Consider the following 20599-nt stretch of genomic DNA (forward strand, 5'->3'; position numbering starts at 1 on the left):
ATATCCGCAAGGCCGTCTGAAACCTGATCCCATTATTCAGACGGCCTATTTGCCGCACCAATACTGCTCTATCAGCCATCATCATTCATTATGAACATTCTTTCCGTAGAAAACGCCTCTTTTGCCGTCGGCCATGTCCCCCTTCTCGACAAAACCTCTTTCCAGCTGGACAGCGGTGAAAAAATCGGCTTGATCGGGCGAAACGGTGCCGGCAAATCATCTTTTTTGAAAATCTTGGCCGGTGTACAAAAACTTGATGACGGCCAAATCATTATTCAAAACAATCTCAAAATCGTTTACGTACCGCAAGAATCTTTCTTCGACGAAAACAGCAGCGTTTTTGATGTTGTTGCCGAAGGCCTTGGAGAAGTGCGCGACCTATTGCGCCGCTATCACCACATCAGCCTTCAACTTGCACAAAACCATAACGAACAGCTCCTCAAAGAATTAAACGAGTTGCAAACTGCACTTGAAACAAAAAACGGCTGGCAGTTCGATGCCGCCATCAAACAAACTATTTCAGAATTAGGGCTACCCGAAAACGAACTTATCGGTAATCTTTCGGGCGGCCAAAAAAAACGTGTGGCACTGGCTCAGGCATGGGTACAGAAACCCGATGTATTACTACTGGATGAGCCGACCAACCATCTTGATATAGACGCCATCATCTGGCTGGAAAACCTGCTGAAGCAATTCACCGGCAGCATGGTGGTCATCACCCACGACCGCCGTTTTCTAGATAATACAGCCAACCGCATCGTCGAACTTGATAGAGGCATTTTGCGCAGCTATCCCGGCTCATTTGCCAAATACAGCGAGAAAAAAGCCGAAGAGCTGGCCGTCGAAACCGAACACAACCGCCTTTTCGATAAATTCCATGCCCAAGAAGAAGCTTGGATACGAAAAGGTATTGAAGCCCGCCGCACCCGTAACGAAGGCCGGGTACGCCGCTTGGAAGAGCTCCGCCGCCAACGTGCCGAGCGCCGCAACGTGCAAGGCCAGGTCAATTTCAAACTGGATACCGGCGAAAAAAGCGGCAAAATCATTGCAGAGCTGGAACATGCCGGCTTCCGATACGGCGACAAAGTCATCATGGATAATTTTTCCGCCATTATCCAACGCGGCGACAAAATCGGCTTAATCGGCCCCAACGGCATCGGAAAAACCACTTTCCTTAAACTGATTTTAGGAGAGTTGCAACCTACCGGCGGCCGCATCCGTATCGGTAGTAAACAAGAAGTCGCCTACTTCGACCAATTCCGTAGTTCACTCAACGAAAACGACACCGTTTTCTACACACTCGGCCAAGGTAACGATTATGTAGAAATAGGCGGTAAGAAAAAACATGTGATGAGCTATCTGGAAGACTTCCTCTTCCACCCTGCCCGCGCGCAAAGCCCGGTTTCCTCACTTTCCGGCGGTGAACGCAACCGTCTGCTTTTGGCCAAACTATTTACCCGTCCGGCCAACATCCTGATACTCGACGAACCTACCAACGACCTCGATATCGACACGCAAGAGCTGCTTGAAGAATTGCTGCGCGACTACAACGGCACCGTATTTCTCGTCAGCCACGACCGTATGTTTCTCGACAACGTGATTACCCAAAGCATCGTTTTTGAAGGAGAAGGCCGTCTAAAAGAATATATAGGCGGCTACCAAGACTATCTCGATGCCAAAAACCGCGAACAGCAACTCGAAACCGCCGCCGCACCGAAAAATACAAACGGCACCGAAACAGAAAAAAGCCGCCCTAAAGCCAACCGCACCGTTAAGCTCTCATACAAAGAACAACGCGAACTTGATGCACTGCCCGACGAAATCGCCGCATTGGAAACCGAGCAAAATGATTTGAATGCTCGCCTCTCCGATCCCGAAATCTTCAAAGATTACGAACAAGCCGCCGCATTACAAGCACGCGCCGAAGAAATCGAGATACAGCTTTTGGAAAAACTAGAGCGCTGGGAAATACTGGAAGCCAAGCAAAACGGCCATATCTGATATTTGCCCCAACAAGCAACACGCCGTCTGAAATCCTTTTTCAGACGGCTTTATGATACAATTCGGCACAAATTTTCCACTATCCCTTTCTTTGCGGAAAAATCATCATGACCCAAGATAAAATCCTCATTCTAGACTTCGGTTCCCAAGTCACGCAGCTGATTGCCCGCCGCGTACGAGAAGCACATGTGTACTGCGAGCTGCACTCTTACGATATGCCTTTGGAAGAAATCAAAGCGTTTGCCCCCAAAGGCATTATTCTTTCAGGCGGCCCCAATTCCGTTTATGAATCCGACTACCAAGCCGACACCGGCATTTTCAACCTCGGCATCCCCGTATTGGGCATCTGCTATGGCATGCAATTTATGGCTCACCACTTGGGTGGAGAAGTCAGCCCCGGTGATCAGCGCGAATTCGGCTACGCCCAAGTAAAAACCATCGACAGCGAACTAACCCGCGATATTTACGACGGCACACCCAATGTATTGGATGTTTGGATGAGCCACGGCGACAAAGTATCCAAACTGCCCGAAGGCTTTACCGTTATCGGCGATACCCCAAGCTGCCCGATTGCAATGATGGAAAATACCGAAAAACAATTCTACGGTATCCAATTCCACCCCGAAGTAACCCACACCAAACAAGGCAAAGCGTTACTAAACCGCTTCGTATTGGATATCTGCGGTGCCCAACCCAGCTGGACCATGCCCAACTACATTGAAGAGGCCGTTGAAAAAATCCGTGCCCAAGTCGGCAATGACGAAGTAATTCTCGGTCTTTCCGGCGGTGTTGACTCATCCGTAGCCGCCGCCCTCATCCACCGTGCCATCGGCGACCAACTCACCTGCGTATTCGTCGACCACGGCCTGCTGCGCCTCAACGAAGGCCGGATGGTTATGGATATGTTTGCCCGAAACCTCGGCGTTAACGTGATTCATGTTGATGCAACCGATGACTTCATGGGCAAACTGGCGGGGGTTACCGATCCCGAACAAAAACGTAAGATTATCGGTGCGGAATTTGTCGAAGTATTCCAAACCGAAGCCGCCAAACGCAAAAATGCCAAATGGCTGGCCCAAGGTACCATTTATCCCGATGTTATCGAATCTGCTGGCGCCAAAACCAAAAAAGCCCACGCGATCAAGAGCCATCACAACGTAGGCGGCTTGCCCGAAACCCTCAACCTGAGCCTGCTTGAACCACTGCGCGATTTGTTTAAAGATGAAGTGCGCGAACTGGGTGTCGCCCTCGGCCTGCCCCGCGAAATGGTATACCGCCACCCCTTCCCCGGCCCCGGCTTAGGCGTACGCATTTTGGGCGAAGTGAAAAAAGAATATGCCGACCTGTTGCGCCGTGCAGATGACATTTTCATCCAAGAATTACGCAATACCATCGATGAAAACGGCACATCTTGGTACGATCTCACCAGTCAGGCTTTCGCCGTATTCCTACCGGTAAAATCAGTAGGCGTGATGGGCGACGGACGCACTTATGAATATGTGGTGGCTCTGCGTGCTGTCGTAACCAGCGATTTCATGACCGCACACTGGGCGGAACTACCATACAGCCTGCTTGGTCGGGTTTCCAACCGTATCATCAACGAAGTACGCGGCATCAACCGCGTGGTTTATGATGTCAGCGGCAAACCGCCTGCTACGATTGAGTGGGAATAAACAGTTAATAATCGTTAAACCCCTGATAAACAAATCAAACAGCCAAGCTCCTTTATTTTGAAGCTTGGCTATTTTATTATATTTTTTAACAAAAGATTACTATTTTATACTAATAAACAATACAAGATATATTGAAAGCACTGATAATAATTTGTAGTATTATTACTTTAAAGTTTCAATATAATATAATAAGGATTATGATTACTCAGTTTAATAAGCTAATTCATTCTTCTATTTTTATTACCGTTCTTTGCTGGGGTACTGCTTATACCTACGGTTGGGGTACCGCATTAACCTATGGCTATCCTTGGTGGTATATCGAAGTAGGCGGTAGCAACATCGCAACCAGTTTGGCTTATGTATTGGTGATGACTATATTATTAGCCATAGGTTATTTTATCGGTCTTTATCTTATGCGCAACGCCATCAGCCGCAAATTAACACTGATCGGTTCTATACGCATCCTAACCATTTTGTCGATTCTTTTCTTAGTCAGCATGGCGGGTATGTACATTTTTATCGGTAGGCCGCCCCTGTATTTCTTTTTACTCTACTTATGCCTTGCTATCACATTACCATGCGTTTTTCACAGAGCGGGCACACTTTTTTCAATAGATTACCGCCATTTTAAAAAATCAGAGTCGTTTATATTTACCTTAATGGGTTTCTTAGTCATATATTTTCTTAGCTTCGCTTTTATTATCGGGCTAGTCCGCCCTTATCTATACACGGATTATGCAGTCATCCATTATGAAGGAAAACCCTATTACATATTGAAAGTAAACAATAACGATTACATTCTCGCTGAAAAGCTTTACCGTAACGATAGCTTCGTATTCTTAAACCGAACGACACTGAAAGGTTACTGTATCAAGATGGTTTCCACAGCCAATAATTAAATCCTAATCATCTTATTCGGTAAACAACATGAAAAACAGGAGCCTCCGTCGCATGTAATACTACGGAAGCCCCTGTTAATTATGATATCGGTCATAACAAACAAGCCGTCTGAAAATTAATTTGCCACACCATACGCTTCAAGCCAAAGACCTTCTAATATTTTGCCAACCACGCCTGCAAATCTGCCATATCACTGAAAACATGGCCCTCACCCAAACGCTGCAACCAGCGTGTGCGTTTTAACAAATCTTGCGGCTGTTGGCGCAAACCGTAAATCAAAATCGGAATATTCTTTTCCTGATAAAGCTCCAGTAGTTCTTCCAAAGATTCCTCGCCGGACGAATCAATATAAATCACCCCCGAAAAATCCAATACCAACGCCCGTTTAGGCACATTCACCAATAACTCGTCTACAAACTTTACGGCCCCGAAAAACAAAGCACCTGTCAGCCTATAAGCAGCCACCCCTTCGGCAGCAAAATCATCAGGCAGCTTGAATGCTTCGGCAGTCGAAAGACTGGAAATACGGTAAATGAAAATAAAACAGGCAAAGAAAATGCCCACTTGCACCGCCACAGTCAAGTCTACTACCACCGTCAAAACGAATACCGACAACAAAATAATCCGATACGGCAAACGGAATGTACGCAAACGGGCAAACTCCCTCCACTCTCCCATATTCCAAGCGACAAACATCAAAATTGCCGATAAAGCCGCCAACGGAATATATTGTGCCAACGGTGCGGCCGCCAACACCACAACCAACAACGCCAAAGCATGTACCATACCGGCAATCGGGCTGCCGCCGCCGTTTTTAATATTGGTCACAGTACGCGCAATCGTACCGGTAGCCGGCATACCGCCGAAAAACGGCACCACCATATTGGCAAAGCCTTGTGCCAACAATTCCTGATTGGAATCATGCTTATCCCGTATCATGCTGTCTGCCACGCGCGCGCACAACAGCGATTCAATTGCACCCAATACTGCCAGCGTAGCGGCAGGAAGAAACAGGCCTTTAATCTCATTCCAACTAAAATTCGGAATAGTAATTTCCGGCAAACCCTGCGGAATACCATTAAACTTACTGCCGATCGTTTCCACCTGCAAACCGAAAAACTGCACCATCAGCGTTGCCGCAACCAAGGCCACAATCGATCCGGGTATCAAAGCCAACGAACCCGACACCCTCGGCAACAATCCCGCTTTATCAAATGCCACTGCATTTTTTTTGGCACGCCACTGCCACATAATAATGATCGCCAATGAAAGCAAAGCCACACCCAAAGCCTGCGGATTCCAACTAGGCAATGCCTGCCAAAGCGTTTTTAGCATAGCGAAAAACTCGGCGGGCATTTTGCCTGCCACCTTCAAGCCAAAAAAATCCTTAATCTGTGAAAGCCCGATCAATACCGCAATCCCGTTAGTAAAGCCGATAATCACTGCCACGGGAATAAATTTAATCAGCACGCCCATCCGCAAAAAACCCATCAGCCACAGCATCACGCCCGACATAAACGTTGCCAGCAACAGCCCGCCTACGCCGTATTGCTCGACAATACCGTACACAATTACGATAAACGCCCCCGCCGGGCCGCCGATTTGCACTCTTGAGCCGCTAAAAAGCGAAATCAGAAAACCGCCGATAATCGCCGTAAACAGCCCTGCTTCAGGCTTTAGCCCAGAAGCAATCGCAAATGCCATAGCCAACGGCAACGCAACCACAGCCACGGTCAGGCCCGCGCCTAAATCTTTAATCAAACGCCGGCGAGGATAACCCTGCGTAAGCTCGAACAATTTCGGATTAAAACGGGTAGTAAATTTCATCATGGTTCAGGCAGCTATTCTGTAAAATATCGCAAAATTTTCTTATTATATAGTGAAACAGAGTATGCCGTACCGTATTGTTACTTCAAGCCGTTTCATGCTCTTTTTGCATATCGTTACAGCATAAATTGCCTTGATTTCACACCTTCCTCAAAAGGCCGTCTGAAACCTTTTCAGACGGCCTTCAAATCTGTTAACTGCATCCAATCAAAACGCTTAAAAATGCTATAATTGCCTATTCCTTCGACTAAAAATCCAGCGGTAAAGAAAGCAACCAATATGGCCGACAACGACACCATCCGCATCCGCGGCGCACGCACCCACAATCTGAAAAACATCGATCTCGATATTCCCCGCCATAAACTGGTCGTGGTAACGGGATTGTCCGGCAGCGGCAAATCTTCGCTTGCCTTCGATACGCTCTATGCCGAAGGCCAACGCCGCTATGTGGAAAGCCTTTCGGCCTATGCGCGCCAATTTTTGCAGATGATGGACAAGCCCGATGTCGATTTGATCGAAGGCCTTTCGCCCGCCATTTCCATCGAACAAAAATCCACCAGCCACAACCCGCGTTCTACCGTCGGCACGGTAACGGAAATCCACGACTACCTGCGCCTGCTCTATGCCCGCGTCGGCACACCGCATTGCCCCGAACACAACCTACCGCTGAGCAGCCAAACCGTATCGCAAATGGTCGATCATGTTTTGGGGCTGCCTGAAGACACCCGCGTCATGATACTCGCCCCCGCCGTGCGCGAACGCAAAGGCGAATTCGCGGATTTTTTTGCCGACCTGCAAGCGCAAGGCTTCGCCCGCGTGCGTGTGGACGGCGAAGTTTATCAGTTGGACGAAGTTCCCAAGCTGGAAAAAAACATCAAACACAATATCGACGTGGTGATTGACCGCGTCAAGGTGAAAGCCGACATTAAGCAACGCCTGGCCGAAAGTTTCGAAACCGCATTGCGCCACGGCAACGAGCGTGCGTTGGCATTGGAAATGGACAGCGGCCAAGAACACTGGTTTTCCGCCCGTTTCGCCTGCCCCGTCTGTTCGTACAGCCTGCCAGAGTTGGAACCGCGCCTGTTTTCGTTCAACAATCCCGTAGGCGCCTGCCCGACATGCGACGGCTTGGGCAGCATGAACTTTTTCGATCCCGAGCGCGTGGTAGCCCACCCCGAATTGTCTTTAGCCGCCGGTGCCATCGACGGCTGGGACAAACGCAACCAGTTTTATTTCCAGATGATTCAATCGCTGGCCGCGCATTACGGTTTCAGCGTCGATACCCCGTTTGAAGCGCTGCCTGAAAAAGTGCGCCAAACCGTGTTGCACGGCTCCGGCAAAGAAGTGATCGAGTTCCGCTATCTGTCCGAAAAAGGCACCACCTTCAACCGCAGCCATGCTTTCGAAGGCATTATTCCCAACCTCGAACGCCGCTACCGCGAAACCGATAGCGAAACCATCCGCGACAAACTGCGCGACTACCAAAGCCACCGCGCCTGCCCCGCTTGCGGCGGCGCCCGTTTACGCAAAGAAGCCCGCCATGTTTTTGTCGGCGGCCAAGCCCTGCACCAAATTTCCGCCACTCCGCTCAAGCAAACCTTGGACTTTTTCGAGCAACTGGAATTGGACGGCAACAAAAAACACATCGCCGAAAAAATCCTCAAAGAAATCACCGAACGCTTGGGCTTTTTAATCAATGTCGGCCTTGATTACCTCAACCTTGCCCGCAGCGCCGAAACCCTTTCCGGCGGCGAAGCGCAACGCATCCGCCTGGCCAGCCAAATCGGCAGCGGCCTAACCGGCGTGATGTATGTATTGGACGAACCCTCCATCGGCCTGCACCAGCGCGACAACGACCGCCTGCTTGCCACCCTCAAACGCCTGCGCGATTTGGGCAACAGCGTCATCGTGGTGGAACACGACGAAGATGCCATCCGCGAGGCCGATTTCGTGATCGATATGGGGCCTGGCGCGGGCGAACACGGTGGCACGGTCTTGATTGCCGACACTCCCGAAAAAGTGGCTGCCTGCGAGCAATCCGTTACCGGACAATACCTCAGCGGCAAAAAAGCCATTACCGTGCCGTCTGAAAGAACCCCTGTCGATCCCGACAGAATGCTGGTGCTCAAAGGCGCACGCGGCAACAATCTGAAAAACGTGACGCTGGAACTGCCGCTGGGTTTGATTACCTGCATTACCGGCGTTTCAGGCAGCGGCAAATCCACCCTGATTAACGACACACTAGCGAAAATCACCGCCCGCGAACTCAACCGCGCCCACGAAGAACCCGCACCCTACGACGAAATCAGCGGATTGGAGCATCTCGATAAAGTCATCAACGTCGATCAATCCCCCATCGGCCGCACACCGCGCTCCAACCCTGCGACCTATACCGGACTGTTCACCCCCATTCGCGACCTCTTTGCCGGCGTGCCGCTGTCGCGCGAACGCGGTTACAGCGTCGGCCGCTTCTCGTTCAACGTTAAAGGCGGCCGCTGCGAAGCCTGCCAGGGCGACGGCGTGATTAAAGTGGAAATGCACTTTCTGCCCGACGTATACGTTCCCTGCGAAGTGTGCCACGGCAAACGCTACAACCGCGAAACGCTGGAAGTGCAATACAAAGGCAAAAACATCAGCCAAGTGCTGGACATGACCGTAGAAGAAGCGCGCGAATTCTTTGACACCGTGCCCACCGTATCGCGCAAACTGCAAACCCTGATGGATGTCGGCCTCGGCTACATCCGCCTCGGCCAATCCGCCACCACCCTATCCGGCGGCGAAGCCCAACGCGTCAAACTCGCTCTCGAACTTTCCAAACGTGACACTGGCCGTACCTTGTATATTTTGGACGAACCCACCACCGGTTTGCACTTCGCCGATATTGCCTTGTTATTGGAAGTCATAGGCCGTCTGAAAGGCAAAGGCAACTCGATTGTGATTATCGAGCATAATCTTGACGTCATAAAAACCGCTGATTATATTGTGGATTTGGGGCCGGAAGGGGGTGACGGTGGGGGGAGGATTATTGCGAAAGGAGATCCAGAAGAAGTGGTAAAGATTAAGGAAAGTTATACTGGGAAATATTTGAAACCTATTCTGTAGTGATGTTGTTCTGCATTAATATTTGGAGTTTTGAGTAATGAATCACAGCAATCAACTTACAACTTTCAATCAACAGTTACCTGATTTATCAGCCAACACTATACCTGCAATAAATCAACTAGTTACATCTCTTGGCTTCCCTAGAGAAGTTCTCGCAAGTGATGAAGAAATTAGATATGCATGGAGCGATTTACCTCGAGAATTAAGAAATATACCAGTTAATAATGTTGCTCCTGAACTCATTGCTCGTATGTGTATAGCAACAAGTTCAGGATTATTTGATGGAGCAATCAATTATATTTGGAATGCTGCTATTTTAAGGCTTCGAGATAAAGTCAGAAACTTTGGATTACCTATTGTTTCTCAAATTAGAGAAAAGGATTTTGAAGATAATAATTTAATATCACTACAAGATAGTCAATTATTAGATTTATGTTTAGAGCTTAATATCTTAAATGAAGAGGGTTTTCTATTTTTGAGTCAATGCAGAAATATTCGTAACAATTTTTCTGCTGCACACCCATCACTTGGTAATCTAAATGATAGGGAGTTTATTACTTTCTTAAATCGTTGCATAAAATATGCACTAGGTGATTCATCATCTCCCAAAGGAGTAAATATTAATGAATTTATTAAATCTCTTAAAGAAGTAAGATTTAGTGAACCTCAATTAGAATTATGGAGAAATCGACTATCTGAAACCCACGAAGCTCAGAGACAGTTATTAATTATGATGGCTCACGGTGTATATTGCGATTCTAAATCGCAAGAACGTACAAGACTTAATGCTTTAGATATTTGTAGTTTATTTAAAGATAGTTTTTCTGCTTCATTACGTTCTTCCTTAATTGATAAGCATTCAGAATATATTGCAAAAGGTGATGAACAACGACTAACAGCATCAAGCCAATTTTTTGAAAAACTTGGCTTACTAGGATTGTTATCAGCTCCTCAACAGCATACAATTTTTTCTACTGCTGTTCAAAGATTACAAATTGCTCATGATGGTTTAAATAACTTTTATAATGAAGCCCCACACGCTGAAAGATTACTAGAGCTGTCCACAGCTACAGCTGTTCCTGAAACTATTCAAAGTGATTTTGTAGATACTGTTGTATCATGTTATTTAGGAAACGGTTATGGAATTTCATGGGCAGCTATTCCTTTTTATGAAGAAATAATTAAAAATTTTTCTCCTATGGAAATTGCAATTATGCTGCGTCATGCACAAAGTGAAACCTCTAGAATTGCTCGTATGATACCACATGAAAGAAGAAGATTTGTAAAAGCACTAGCTTTAATTGATCCCGCCAGCGTCCCGCATAGTGTCAAAATAATATATGATCAATTTACCACATCGTAAGCAAGCCTTAACATGTATGAAATATAAAATCTATACATAGCAAACCGTAGCCTGCGTGTAGGTATGCACACATATACTTTCCACCTCTCAATGCCGTCTGAAACCTAATTTTTCAGACGGCATATTTTATGTTTTACTCTGCCTTTCCAACCGGTCAGCCATTACAAAATCTATCAACAAAATCCCCATATCTTTTTATTAAACAAACCTAATGCTACTTAAACCTTACTACCTAACACCCAAGACAACTTGGCAAACCTACCGGATAACGTTTATCATCTTGTTCTATGCTCAACTTATCAAAACATTAACATTAATTTATAAAAAGGTACTTTATGGATTCTATTGTCGTTGATCCTTACTACACGCTTATTGTCGCCACGTTGGTTTTGTTAGTCGGTCGTTTGCTGGTTAACAAAATAAAATTTCTTCAAAATTTCAATATTCCCGAGCCTGTGGCGGGTGGTTTGCTGGCAGCGATAATTATTTATCTTTTATATACAAGCAGCGGTTTGTCGTTTAGCTTCGACCAAGGCCTGCAAACGGCGTTTATGCTGATTTTCTTCTCCTCTATCGGATTAAGCGCGGATTTTTCCCGCTTGAAAGCCGGCGGTGCGGCGCTGGTGCTTTTTTTGGCGGTGGTAAGCGTATTTATCATCGTGCAAAATGCAGTCGGTGTCGGACTTGCTACTTTGCTTGATTTAAAACCGATTGTCGGCCTGATCACCGGTTCGATTACACTTGTCGGCGGTCACGGTACGGCGGGCGCATGGGGCAAGGTATTGGAGGAAAAATACCATATTACCGGCGCGATCGATTTAGGTATGGCCAGTGCGACTTTCGGCTTGGTTTTGGGTGGTTTGATCGGCGGCCCGGTAGCGCGTAAGTTGGTGAACAATATGGGTATGAAACAGATCAACGCCCAAGAGCACGCTAAAGCAGGCAATCAACAGGATACCGATATTGCTTCAACCGTAGACAATACGTTCGAACACGCCGAGCAGCCCCGCCTGATTACCGCCACCACGGCAATCGAAACCATGGCGCTTTTTGCCGCCTGCTTGGCATTTTCCGCTTTGATGACTACCCCCCAAGTAAAAGCCTGGCTGCCCGAAAGCTTCACCTTACCGCAGTTTATATGGGCGCTTTTCTTCGGCGTGATTTTGCGGAACGTGCTGACCACGGTATTCAAATTCAATATGTTCGACCGTGCCATTGATGTATTCGGCAACGCCTCGCTCAGCCTGTTTTTGGGTATCGCACTACTGAATCTCAAATTATGGCAATTGTTGGATCTTGCTTTGCCGATGCTGATTATCCTAACCGTGCAAACTATCGTTATGGCTTTGTTTGCTTATTTTGTTACCTTTAGAGTAATGGGCAAAAACTATGATGCCGCCGTATTGGCTGCCGGACATTGCGGCTTCGGTATGGGTGCAACGCCGACCGCAGTAGCCAATATGCAATCCGTTACCCAGCATTTCGGCCCTTCGCACAAAGCATTTTTAATTGTGCCGATGATTGGTGCCTTCTTCATAGATTTTGTAAATGCGTTTATTCTGACATTGTTCGCAAACTTTTTAGGCTGATGTTTGTTTGACATAGCTCATAAATTAAGCCGAATATTTTACCGAGTTTAGATAAAATGCCGTCTGAAACCAAATTTCAGACGGCATTTTTTGTATATACATACCCAATAACCAATTGAATTATTTTATCTATTTTCAATATAGGCTGATATATAAGCAAATTGGAAATATTTTTTGATTTTGCGTGAGGCAGACATTATAATGCCAACCCCTTTAATAGTTACATTATAACATTATGACCTCAAAATCGATTCTATTCTTAGCAAGCAGTTTTCTGTTTACCCATCAACTGGCCGCAGCGAAACCTCTGGAATTCAGCGTAGGCGGCGAACGCTATCAAGAAACGTATCGCGAGTACCAAAATGGTGATGACCGCTTTATGCAGCAGCGCGGTAATCTATGGTCTATTAACGGTGAAGTGAAATACCACTTAAACGAACAACACGCCGTCAAATTTGAAGGCCGTTATTCAAAAGGCAAAATCGACTATATCGGCGGTGAAAATCCCAGTGATGAAAACCCTCAAGGCACGCCTTACGGCTCTGTACGCCAACACAATATTGAGCGCAAATCCACCGATGCCCGTGTAATTTACAAATACAGCCGCCCGCTCAACGAACAATTCACGCTGCAACTGGAAACCGGTTTGGGCTACCGCACCTTGCATGATTTAAGCGGTAAAAGCGATCCGGAAGATTATAGCCGTAAAAATAAAACCGCTTATGTTCACGTTGGCGCAGGTGTTGATATCAAACTGCCGAAATCATTTGAATTGAACCCCAAAATCGGTTACAACCGCGCCATTTACGGCCGCCAACTTTCTTATTTGCATAACGGCACCATTGTCAACAAGCAGCGCAACGGCCAAGGCCTTGAAGTGGATTTGCCCGTGAGCAAAACCTTCGGCACACACGGGAAATTGAGTGTCGGCCCCTTCTATCGAGGCTGGAAAGTATTCGATTCGGATAGTGCCACTCATTTTGATGATCAAACCAATGAAGCTTTTGAGGCGGTAGAACCCAAAAACTACACCCATGAAGCCGGTATCAAAGTGAAATATACTTTCTAATATCCACATATTTAAGGCCGTCTGAAATATAAGTTTCAGACGGCCTCTGTTTGCCTGACAAGTATACCGGCTATACGCCCAAATACTGCTCTCTACTGGATAACCACCGGTTAAGGTGGGCTTCGACAATATCGGGGCGTTCGTCTATCAATTGCGGAGCGATATTGCGCGCCGTTTCCAAAAGATGCAGGTCTTCCTGCAAATCGGCAAAGCGCAACATGGGTACGCCGCTCTGCCGCGCGCCGAGAAACTCACCCGGCCCGCGTATGTTCAAATCCTGCCGCGCGATTTCAAAACCGTCCGTATGCTCGTAAATCACTTTCAAACGGGCTTTGGCCAATTCGCTCAAGGGTTCGGAAAACAGCAATACGCACGCACTGGCTGCGGCACCGCGCCCTACCCGCCCGCGTAATTGATGCAGTTGCGCCAACCCCATGCGTTCCGCATGCTCTATCACCATCAGGCTGGCATTAGGCACGTCTACGCCGACTTCGATTACAGTAGTCGCCACCAAAACATTCAGACGGCCTGCCGAAAATTCAGCCATCACGGCGGCTTTTTCGGCAGCTTTCATACGTCCGTGTACCAAACCTATGTTCAGTTGCGGCAAGGCCGTCTGAAGTTGGGTTAAGGTTTCGGTAGCGGTTTGCAGTTGCAGCGTTTCGCTTTCTTCAATCAGCGGGCATACCCAATAGGCCTGCTGCCCTTTCAAACAAGTGGATAATACGAAGCTCTCTACTTCTGCGCGGCGCAAGCTGTTCACAAGCCGCGTTTTAATCGGTGTTCGGTTAGGCGGCAGTTCGTCGATAACGGATACGTCCAAATCAGCAAAAAAACTCATTGCCAATGTCCGCGGGATAGGCGTAGCCGACATCATCAGTTGGTGTACGTCTTCACCTTTATTTTTTAAAGCCAAACGTTGCGCCACGCCGAAGCGGTGCTGTTCGTCCACAATCACCAAGCCGAGATTTTGAAAGCGCACGTCTTCTTGAAACAAGGCATGCGTGCCGACTGCCAACAAGGTTTCGCCGTTTTCCAAGGCGGTTTTAGCCGCATCTTTGGCTTTTTTACGCAGGCTGCCCGATAGCCATGCCACGCTCAAACCCAAAGGTTCAAGCCATTGTTTGAATTTGATATAGTGCTGCTCCGCCAAAATTTCAGTGGGCGCCATCACCGCCACTTGGTAGCCCGCTTCAATCGCGACAAGCGCGGATAATGCGGCCACAATCGTTTTACCGCTGCCCACGTCTCCTTGTAAAAGCCGGTGCATGGGAAAGGTTTGCGCCATATCGTGGCGGATTTCATCCAATACGCGCTGTTGTGCGCCGGTAAGGGAGAAAGGCAGGCTGTTTAACAATTTTGCAGATAGTTCGCCGCTGCCCAGCAAAGCTTTGGCACTGCCGCTGATACGCTTTTGCCGTGCCAAACGCATAGAAAGCTGCTGCGCCAGCAGTTCGTCGAATTTCAGCCGTTGCCACGCAGGCAAAGTGCCGTCTGAAAGTTGGTGAATCGTGTAATCGGGCGGCGGGAAGTGCAATAACCGTAAGCTTTCGGTCAAATGCGGCAGTTTCAAACGGCCTAACAAGTCGTCAGGCAAGGTATCTTGCAACGGCGTAACGTCTAATGCCGTCTGAATAATACGGCGCAAGGTAGGCTGGTTTAAGCCGTTTACGGTCGGATAAACAGGGGTAAGGCTTTCTGCCAAACCACTGCTTTTGGCATCACGTATCTTCGGATGTATCATCTCGCTGCCGAAAAAGCCTTGTTTGATTTCACCCACCGCACGGATACGCTTGCCTTCGGCCATTTGCTTTTGATGACTGGGGTAAAAATGGATAAAACGCAAAAACAATACGCTGCCGGATCCGTCGCGCATCTGAACAATCAGTTGCCGGCGCGGCCTGAACTGTACCTCTTGATGCACTACCTCTCCTTCCACCTGGCAAGGCACACCGGGGCGCGCATCGGCAATCGGGGTGATATGGGTTTCGTCTTCATAACGCAAAGGCAGGTGCAACACCGCATCCCAAACGCTGCGGATATTCAGTTTATCGAGTTTTTTAGCTGTATTTTCGGTAATTTTAAGCTGTTTCTGCGTATCGGCATTCATCTCGCAAACTTTATGCACTATAGTTTTCAGGCAGCCATTTTAAACGATTTCGATACCGAAATAAAAACAAAGGCCGTCTGAATTTCAGACGGCTTCTTTTTCAAAATCAACGTTTATAAACTGTTCACTACGCCGTTTACACCTGCCGCTTCAGCCAAACGGTAAAGCACTTCCTGCGGCATATCGCCGTGCCATAGGCGGGTAACGTTGGCGATAACGGGCAAATGGCTTAATTTACGCACGCGCACGATAGCGTCCACATCCAAACGGTAAGTGTGTTCAGGCTCGAAACTCAACGTACCCGCCTCGCCCAAAATGATATGGTGGTTGCCGTGCAATGCGATATGTTCCGCCGCTACCAGCCAGTCGTCTACCCTATGATGCTTGTCTTTACACAAAACCACAGGCGTATTCAGACGGCCTACTTCATCTTGTAAAGCGCGGTTAGTCATCAACTCGCCGCCCAAATACAATATATCGGCCTCGGCTGCTAAAGCAGGTGCTATCTGGCGAACATCTCGGATACGTACCAACACGGGTTTACCCGCTTCGTGGCAACGTGCCACTTCTTGTTGCATTGTGCGGATTTGTACTTTCTCACCGGCATATTCAAGCTCGGCATAGGGGCCGCGTGGTACAAAAAACGGATCGGTATATACTGCATCTGCCGCCTCAGTCTCACTACCTGCCGTAGCAATATCCAATATTTTTCCACCACCGAACTCCACACCGCGCACGGTAATCGTACTGTCTTGAGGTTGGGTCTCACGGCTGATGATGCGCCAGTCGTTCAATACGCGGATCGCACGCTCCACTTCCGGCAGCGTATTAACCTCATGCAGGTGTAATACCCTTTCATCACCTACGGCACCGATAATCGTACGCTCCTCACCTCTGGAAATATGCTCCTGCAAACCGCGCCGGCGGATTAAATCCACCACTTGTGCGATCGCCTCGTCCGAAGCGTGCTTGCGCATCACAATCAACATCTTTATTTCTCCTGAAAATTAATAGTTCCATAGTAGCAACATTCCCACCACTCGCCAATATTTCCCCTGCCAACATCCTAATCACCCCCCTTACAGTATTTAGTTTTTCTAAAAATATTTACAATATTTAGTATTTTAAAGCTTGTGGGATTCAGTATTTGTGTTCATCATTATAAGATTTTAACGAAAACAATTTTTGCGGCTATTTTCCCTATGATTCACTTTTTACGCTCAGGCAAATTCTGGCTGAAAACCATCATCTTCGGCGCACTTGCCGCTCTGCTGCTGGCGCTTGGTCTGCAAGTTGCCCTTAGGGAAATCTTCAACCCTCAAAAAATCCAAACCGAACTGGATAAATTTACAGCCGGCAGCGGTAGAAACACGCGCATCCATGCACAAATCGGGCGCAGCTGGCTGCCTCGACCAACCGTTACCCTACACAATCTTTCTATCAGCAAACCCAATAGCCAAGCCGATGCCGTATATATCAAAGAAATGAAAATAGGCTTATCTTGGAAAAGCCTCTTCAACCAAACTACCACAATAGAAAAATGGGTGATCAAAGGGGCAGATATAGAGCTAAACCGTGACGCAAGCGGTAACTGGAGTTTGGCCGATCTTTGGCGCAGGTCATCAACGAACATACATCTCAACCGCCTTATTGTTGAAAATAGCCGCATCAAACTGAATCTTCCCAAGCATCACTATTTCATCAGCGACCTACGTTTTAACGGCAAAAATCTTAACGGCTCTGAAAAAATATTCGATTTTTCGGGTACTGCCGATGCCGGTGCCAAAGGCAAAGCCGTATTGGGCGGCGAAGGCCGTTTAATGCAAGCATCTGATGGCTGGCGTATTCCCCAATTAGTCCTCAAAGCCGACGCAGATATAAAAGGCCGCCAAATCCAGATCAAATCTGAAAGCAGCTTAAACTGGCAGCCCCAAAACCAAACCCTCAATCTGCAAAATGTGCGCCTGAGTGCCGACAATACTGCACTAAACCTTCATATCAATGCCCAAACACCCCAAATTATTTGGCAAAATAATCATGTCTCTATCAATGAATTTGGCAGTGTACTGACAGCAAAAGAAAGCGGTAACCAATGGGATGCTGCAATCAAACTCAATAAAATCAGCCTACACCCTACTATAGTGACCATCGCAGAAGCCGGCCTGACAGGCAGTCATAAAAATGTTTACGGGCAGACAAACTTTACCTTTACCGGCCCGATCAACTGGCAGCAAAGCAATACGATCGAATCGCCCCGTTTTAGTTTTACCAGCATCCAAGATAATCCTTCAGCACCTCAACCCCGGTTTATTAGCCAACTGGACGGTTCATTCAGCTACAAAAACGGCAACTGGCAAACCAACCTGCAAGGACTTTTCGACCGACAACCGGTTACCCTACAAGCAGCCTACCAACAAAACAGCGGTAAAATTACAGGAAATCTGAATCTTGGCCGACTCAATCTCACACCTTATCTTCAGGAAAAACAAGATTCTACTACCATTTATCCGAAATTTTTATCTCATCCCAATACCCCAGCCATCGAAGCCGATATCAGTATCGGCAGTTTGATAATACCTGGTATACAGGCCGATAATCTAAACGCACAATTATACGCCGACAATCAGCGTATCAGCCTCTCCCGCCTTAACGCCTCTCTTTACAATGGCAGTTTGGAAGGCGGCATCAGTATGGCAAATACGAATCCGCCCACATTCCACCTACAACAAATTGCTACAAATATCCAAATCCGCCCGCTCCTACAAGATTTATTCGGCTATCATCGCATTAACGGAAACGGCAATGCCGTTATCGACTTTTCCGCCAGCGGTACCACACGGCAAAATCTCATGGAAAACCTGAAAGGCAGCCTCCAACTGAACATTTCGAACGGCGCCCTCATCGGTTTCGACATGCGCAATATTCTTAGAAATGCCAGCACCAACAGTAAACTAGACGGCTATGATGCCGACGTACAAACCCCCTTTTCCCGCTTGACCATGAGTGCCGATATCGAGCAAGGTATCTTGCGCCACAATAACAGCGAGCTGATATCGGACGTTTTGCTCATCAACAGTAGCGGCAGCACCAACCTTGCCTCGCAAACTCTTTCGGAAACTCTGATTATACGTAACGCCCACAACCGCAATGCAAAAGCAGTTCCTTTAAAAATCAACGGCGACGTCAACAATCCCTCGGTTACCATAGACTATCCCCGCCTGACCACCGGATTAAACAGTCCAGAGCAGCGTCAACAAGCCTTAGCAGAAATGTTAAAAGAGCAATGGCAATGGTTGAACCCACGTAACGGCAACCGCTAATAATATAAAATAAGCTTTTACATCCGTTTTACAGATGGCAACACGGAATTAGATAATAATAATGCCCACAATAAAAACCAAAAAATAGGCCGTCTGAAAAAAGCCGCCTATTTTGCCGCCAAATCTTTAAACTTTTACACTGGAAAACTTCCGATGAATACCACTTTGAAAAATATCCTTCTCGGTACCCTACTCGGTACTGCCGCCCTTAACGCACAAGCACAAACACGCGCTGTTATTGATACCAATATAGGCAAAATAGAGCTATTGCTGGATGAACAGAAAGCCCCCAAAACCGTAGCTAATTTCGTCAACTACGCCGAAAAAGGGTTTTACGACAATACGATTTTTCACCGCGTTATCGACGGTTTTATGATTCAAGGCGGCGGATTTACGCCTGATATGGTTCAAAAAGCTACCGATAAAGCCATCAGCAACGAAGCTGCAAACGGCCTCAAAAATACTGTCGGTACGATCGCTATGGCACGCACGGCTAATCCCAACTCTGCCACCAGCCAATTTTTTATCAATGTTACCGACAACAATTTTCTTAACTATAAAAATGCAACCCCTCAAGGTGCAGGCTATGCCGTATTCGGACGTGTAACCAACGGCATGGATATTGTCAACAATATTGCCAAAACGCGCACTACCAGCAAAGGTTATCATCAAAATGTACCGGTTACCCCCATTATCATTCAAAAAATAAACATCATTCGATAATATGAAGCCGTACTTTTTATGTTTGATAATAAATACATATGATTAAAACCACTGCATTTTGTAATAAAGCTTATAAATAACAAACCTGCAATAAAGCTATGCCGTCTGAAATATTCAGACGGCATGGTTTTATTAATATCTACGCCTTTTTGCTCAGTGCATTAAAATCATATCCCAAACTACCGAAAATAAAACCGCTCTATAGCAATCTTGAGAAGATCTTTTACCAGCATAAAATTATGCGTATTGTGGCCGGCACCGTAAACTTCTTTAAGTGATATAACAATATATTTACCAATTCAAAACAACTTTTTCTGCAAATGCGGTATTTCAGTAATTTACCGCCCGTGGGGTAAATAACCAAATACCAAACCAAGTAGATATTAATGCCGTCTGAAATTCCATAGTGCTTAATATGTTTTAATTAGCGGCATTGTGAGGAGGCTTTTTCAAAAATATTGGTAAGATACCCCGAAATATATCCCGTTTTTAGATTGGTTCTACAGGATTAGCTTAGATGTTATTGGATGTACAACCGATGCCAAAAGAATCGGAAACCACCCCAAATCATTATTTTTATTGAATATTATAGTTGTCATTAACAATATTAAGACGCAAAAAAACAGCAACCTAAAAAGGCTGCTGTTTTTCAGTGTGGTGCCCAGGAGAAGACTCGAACTTCCACACCCGTGAGGATACTAGCACCTGAAGCTAGCGCGTCTACCAATTCCGCCACCTGGGCTTTAAATAATTTGCTAAAACCAACATTTTGCTGTACAACAAACAAATTAATGCATTTTTATTATATTAATGGTGCCCAGGAGAAGACTCGAACTTCCACACCCGTGAGGATACTAGCACCTGAAGCTAGCGCGTCTACCAATTCCGCCACCTGGGCTTTGCTTTAATCTGTTGTTTACGT

Annotated in this window: 12 protein-coding genes and 2 tRNA genes; 9 read left to right on the plus strand and 5 right to left on the minus strand. The window is 46.9% G+C overall.

Annotated features, from left to right (window positions below; genetic code table 11):
* The first annotated feature begins 90 nt into the window (after nt 1-90).
* From LVJ86_RS06315 to LVJ86_RS06325, 3 genes are all read left to right on the plus strand, one after another.
* Entirely contained in the window at nt 91-2001 is a 1911-nt protein-coding gene (locus LVJ86_RS06315; RefSeq protein ID WP_047760219.1) for an ATP-binding cassette domain-containing protein, read from the plus strand.
* 107 nt (nt 2002-2108) lie between these two features.
* A complete protein-coding gene (gene guaA / locus LVJ86_RS06320; protein WP_047760220.1) occupies nt 2109-3674 on the plus strand; it encodes a glutamine-hydrolyzing GMP synthase in 1566 nt (521 codons plus the stop codon).
* 197 nt (nt 3675-3871) lie between these two features.
* On the plus strand, nt 3872-4573 hold the full coding sequence (locus LVJ86_RS06325; protein WP_047760221.1) for a hypothetical protein: 702 nt from the start codon (nt 3872-3874) through the stop codon (nt 4571-4573).
* Nucleotides 4574-4727: 154 nt separating this feature from the next.
* Here LVJ86_RS06325 and LVJ86_RS06330 read toward each other — a convergent pair whose 3' ends face one another.
* Nucleotides 4728-6404, minus strand: a complete 1677-nt coding sequence (locus tag LVJ86_RS06330) for a SulP family inorganic anion transporter (RefSeq protein WP_200900155.1) — start codon at nt 6402-6404, stop codon at nt 4728-4730.
* 276 nt (nt 6405-6680) lie between these two features.
* Between LVJ86_RS06330 and uvrA the strand changes: the two genes are divergently transcribed.
* The 4 genes from uvrA to LVJ86_RS06350 all read left to right on the plus strand — a co-directional run bounded on the left by uvrA (nt 6681) and on the right by LVJ86_RS06350 (nt 13524).
* A complete protein-coding gene (gene uvrA / locus LVJ86_RS06335) occupies nt 6681-9503 on the plus strand; it encodes an excinuclease ABC subunit UvrA (RefSeq protein ID WP_047760222.1) in 2823 nt (940 codons plus the stop codon).
* A 37-nt stretch (nt 9504-9540) separates the two neighbouring features.
* Nucleotides 9541-10866: a hypothetical protein gene (locus tag LVJ86_RS06340; protein ID WP_047760223.1), complete on the plus strand. Its 1326-nt coding sequence runs from the start codon at nt 9541-9543 to the stop codon at nt 10864-10866.
* A 335-nt stretch (nt 10867-11201) separates the two neighbouring features.
* A complete protein-coding gene (gene gltS / locus LVJ86_RS06345; RefSeq protein WP_047760224.1) occupies nt 11202-12455 on the plus strand; it encodes a sodium/glutamate symporter in 1254 nt (417 codons plus the stop codon).
* A 235-nt stretch (nt 12456-12690) separates the two neighbouring features.
* A complete protein-coding gene (locus tag LVJ86_RS06350; protein WP_047760225.1) occupies nt 12691-13524 on the plus strand; it encodes an outer membrane beta-barrel protein in 834 nt (277 codons plus the stop codon).
* A 70-nt stretch (nt 13525-13594) separates the two neighbouring features.
* On the opposite strand, the gene recG is transcribed toward LVJ86_RS06350, so the two are convergent.
* A complete protein-coding gene (recG, locus tag LVJ86_RS06355) occupies nt 13595-15634 on the minus strand; it encodes an ATP-dependent DNA helicase RecG (RefSeq protein ID WP_047760226.1) in 2040 nt (679 codons plus the stop codon).
* A 113-nt stretch (nt 15635-15747) separates the two neighbouring features.
* Entirely contained in the window at nt 15748-16623 is an 876-nt protein-coding gene (locus tag LVJ86_RS06360) for a chorismate mutase (RefSeq protein WP_047760227.1), read from the minus strand.
* 213 nt (nt 16624-16836) lie between these two features.
* Here LVJ86_RS06360 and LVJ86_RS06365 point away from each other — a divergent pair, with 213 nt between their 5' ends.
* The gene (locus tag LVJ86_RS06365; RefSeq protein ID WP_053008290.1) at nt 16837-18954 is read left to right on the plus strand and encodes an AsmA family protein; all 2118 of its coding nucleotides are present in this window, start codon (nt 16837-16839) and stop codon (nt 18952-18954) included.
* A gap of 153 nt (nt 18955-19107) precedes the next feature.
* Nucleotides 19108-19677: a peptidylprolyl isomerase gene (locus LVJ86_RS06370; RefSeq protein ID WP_047760228.1), complete on the plus strand. Its 570-nt coding sequence runs from the start codon at nt 19108-19110 to the stop codon at nt 19675-19677.
* 655 nt (nt 19678-20332) lie between these two features.
* On the opposite strand, the gene LVJ86_RS06375 is transcribed toward LVJ86_RS06370, so the two are convergent.
* A tRNA-Leu gene (locus LVJ86_RS06375) sits at nt 20333-20419 on the minus strand.
* A 69-nt stretch (nt 20420-20488) separates the two neighbouring features.
* Nucleotides 20489-20575: transfer RNA gene (locus LVJ86_RS06380), tRNA-Leu, on the minus strand.
* Nucleotides 20576-20599 lie beyond the last annotated feature (24 nt).

Source organism: Neisseria arctica, from assembly GCF_022870905.1.
Lineage (GTDB): Bacteria > Pseudomonadota > Gammaproteobacteria > Burkholderiales > Neisseriaceae > Neisseria > Neisseria arctica.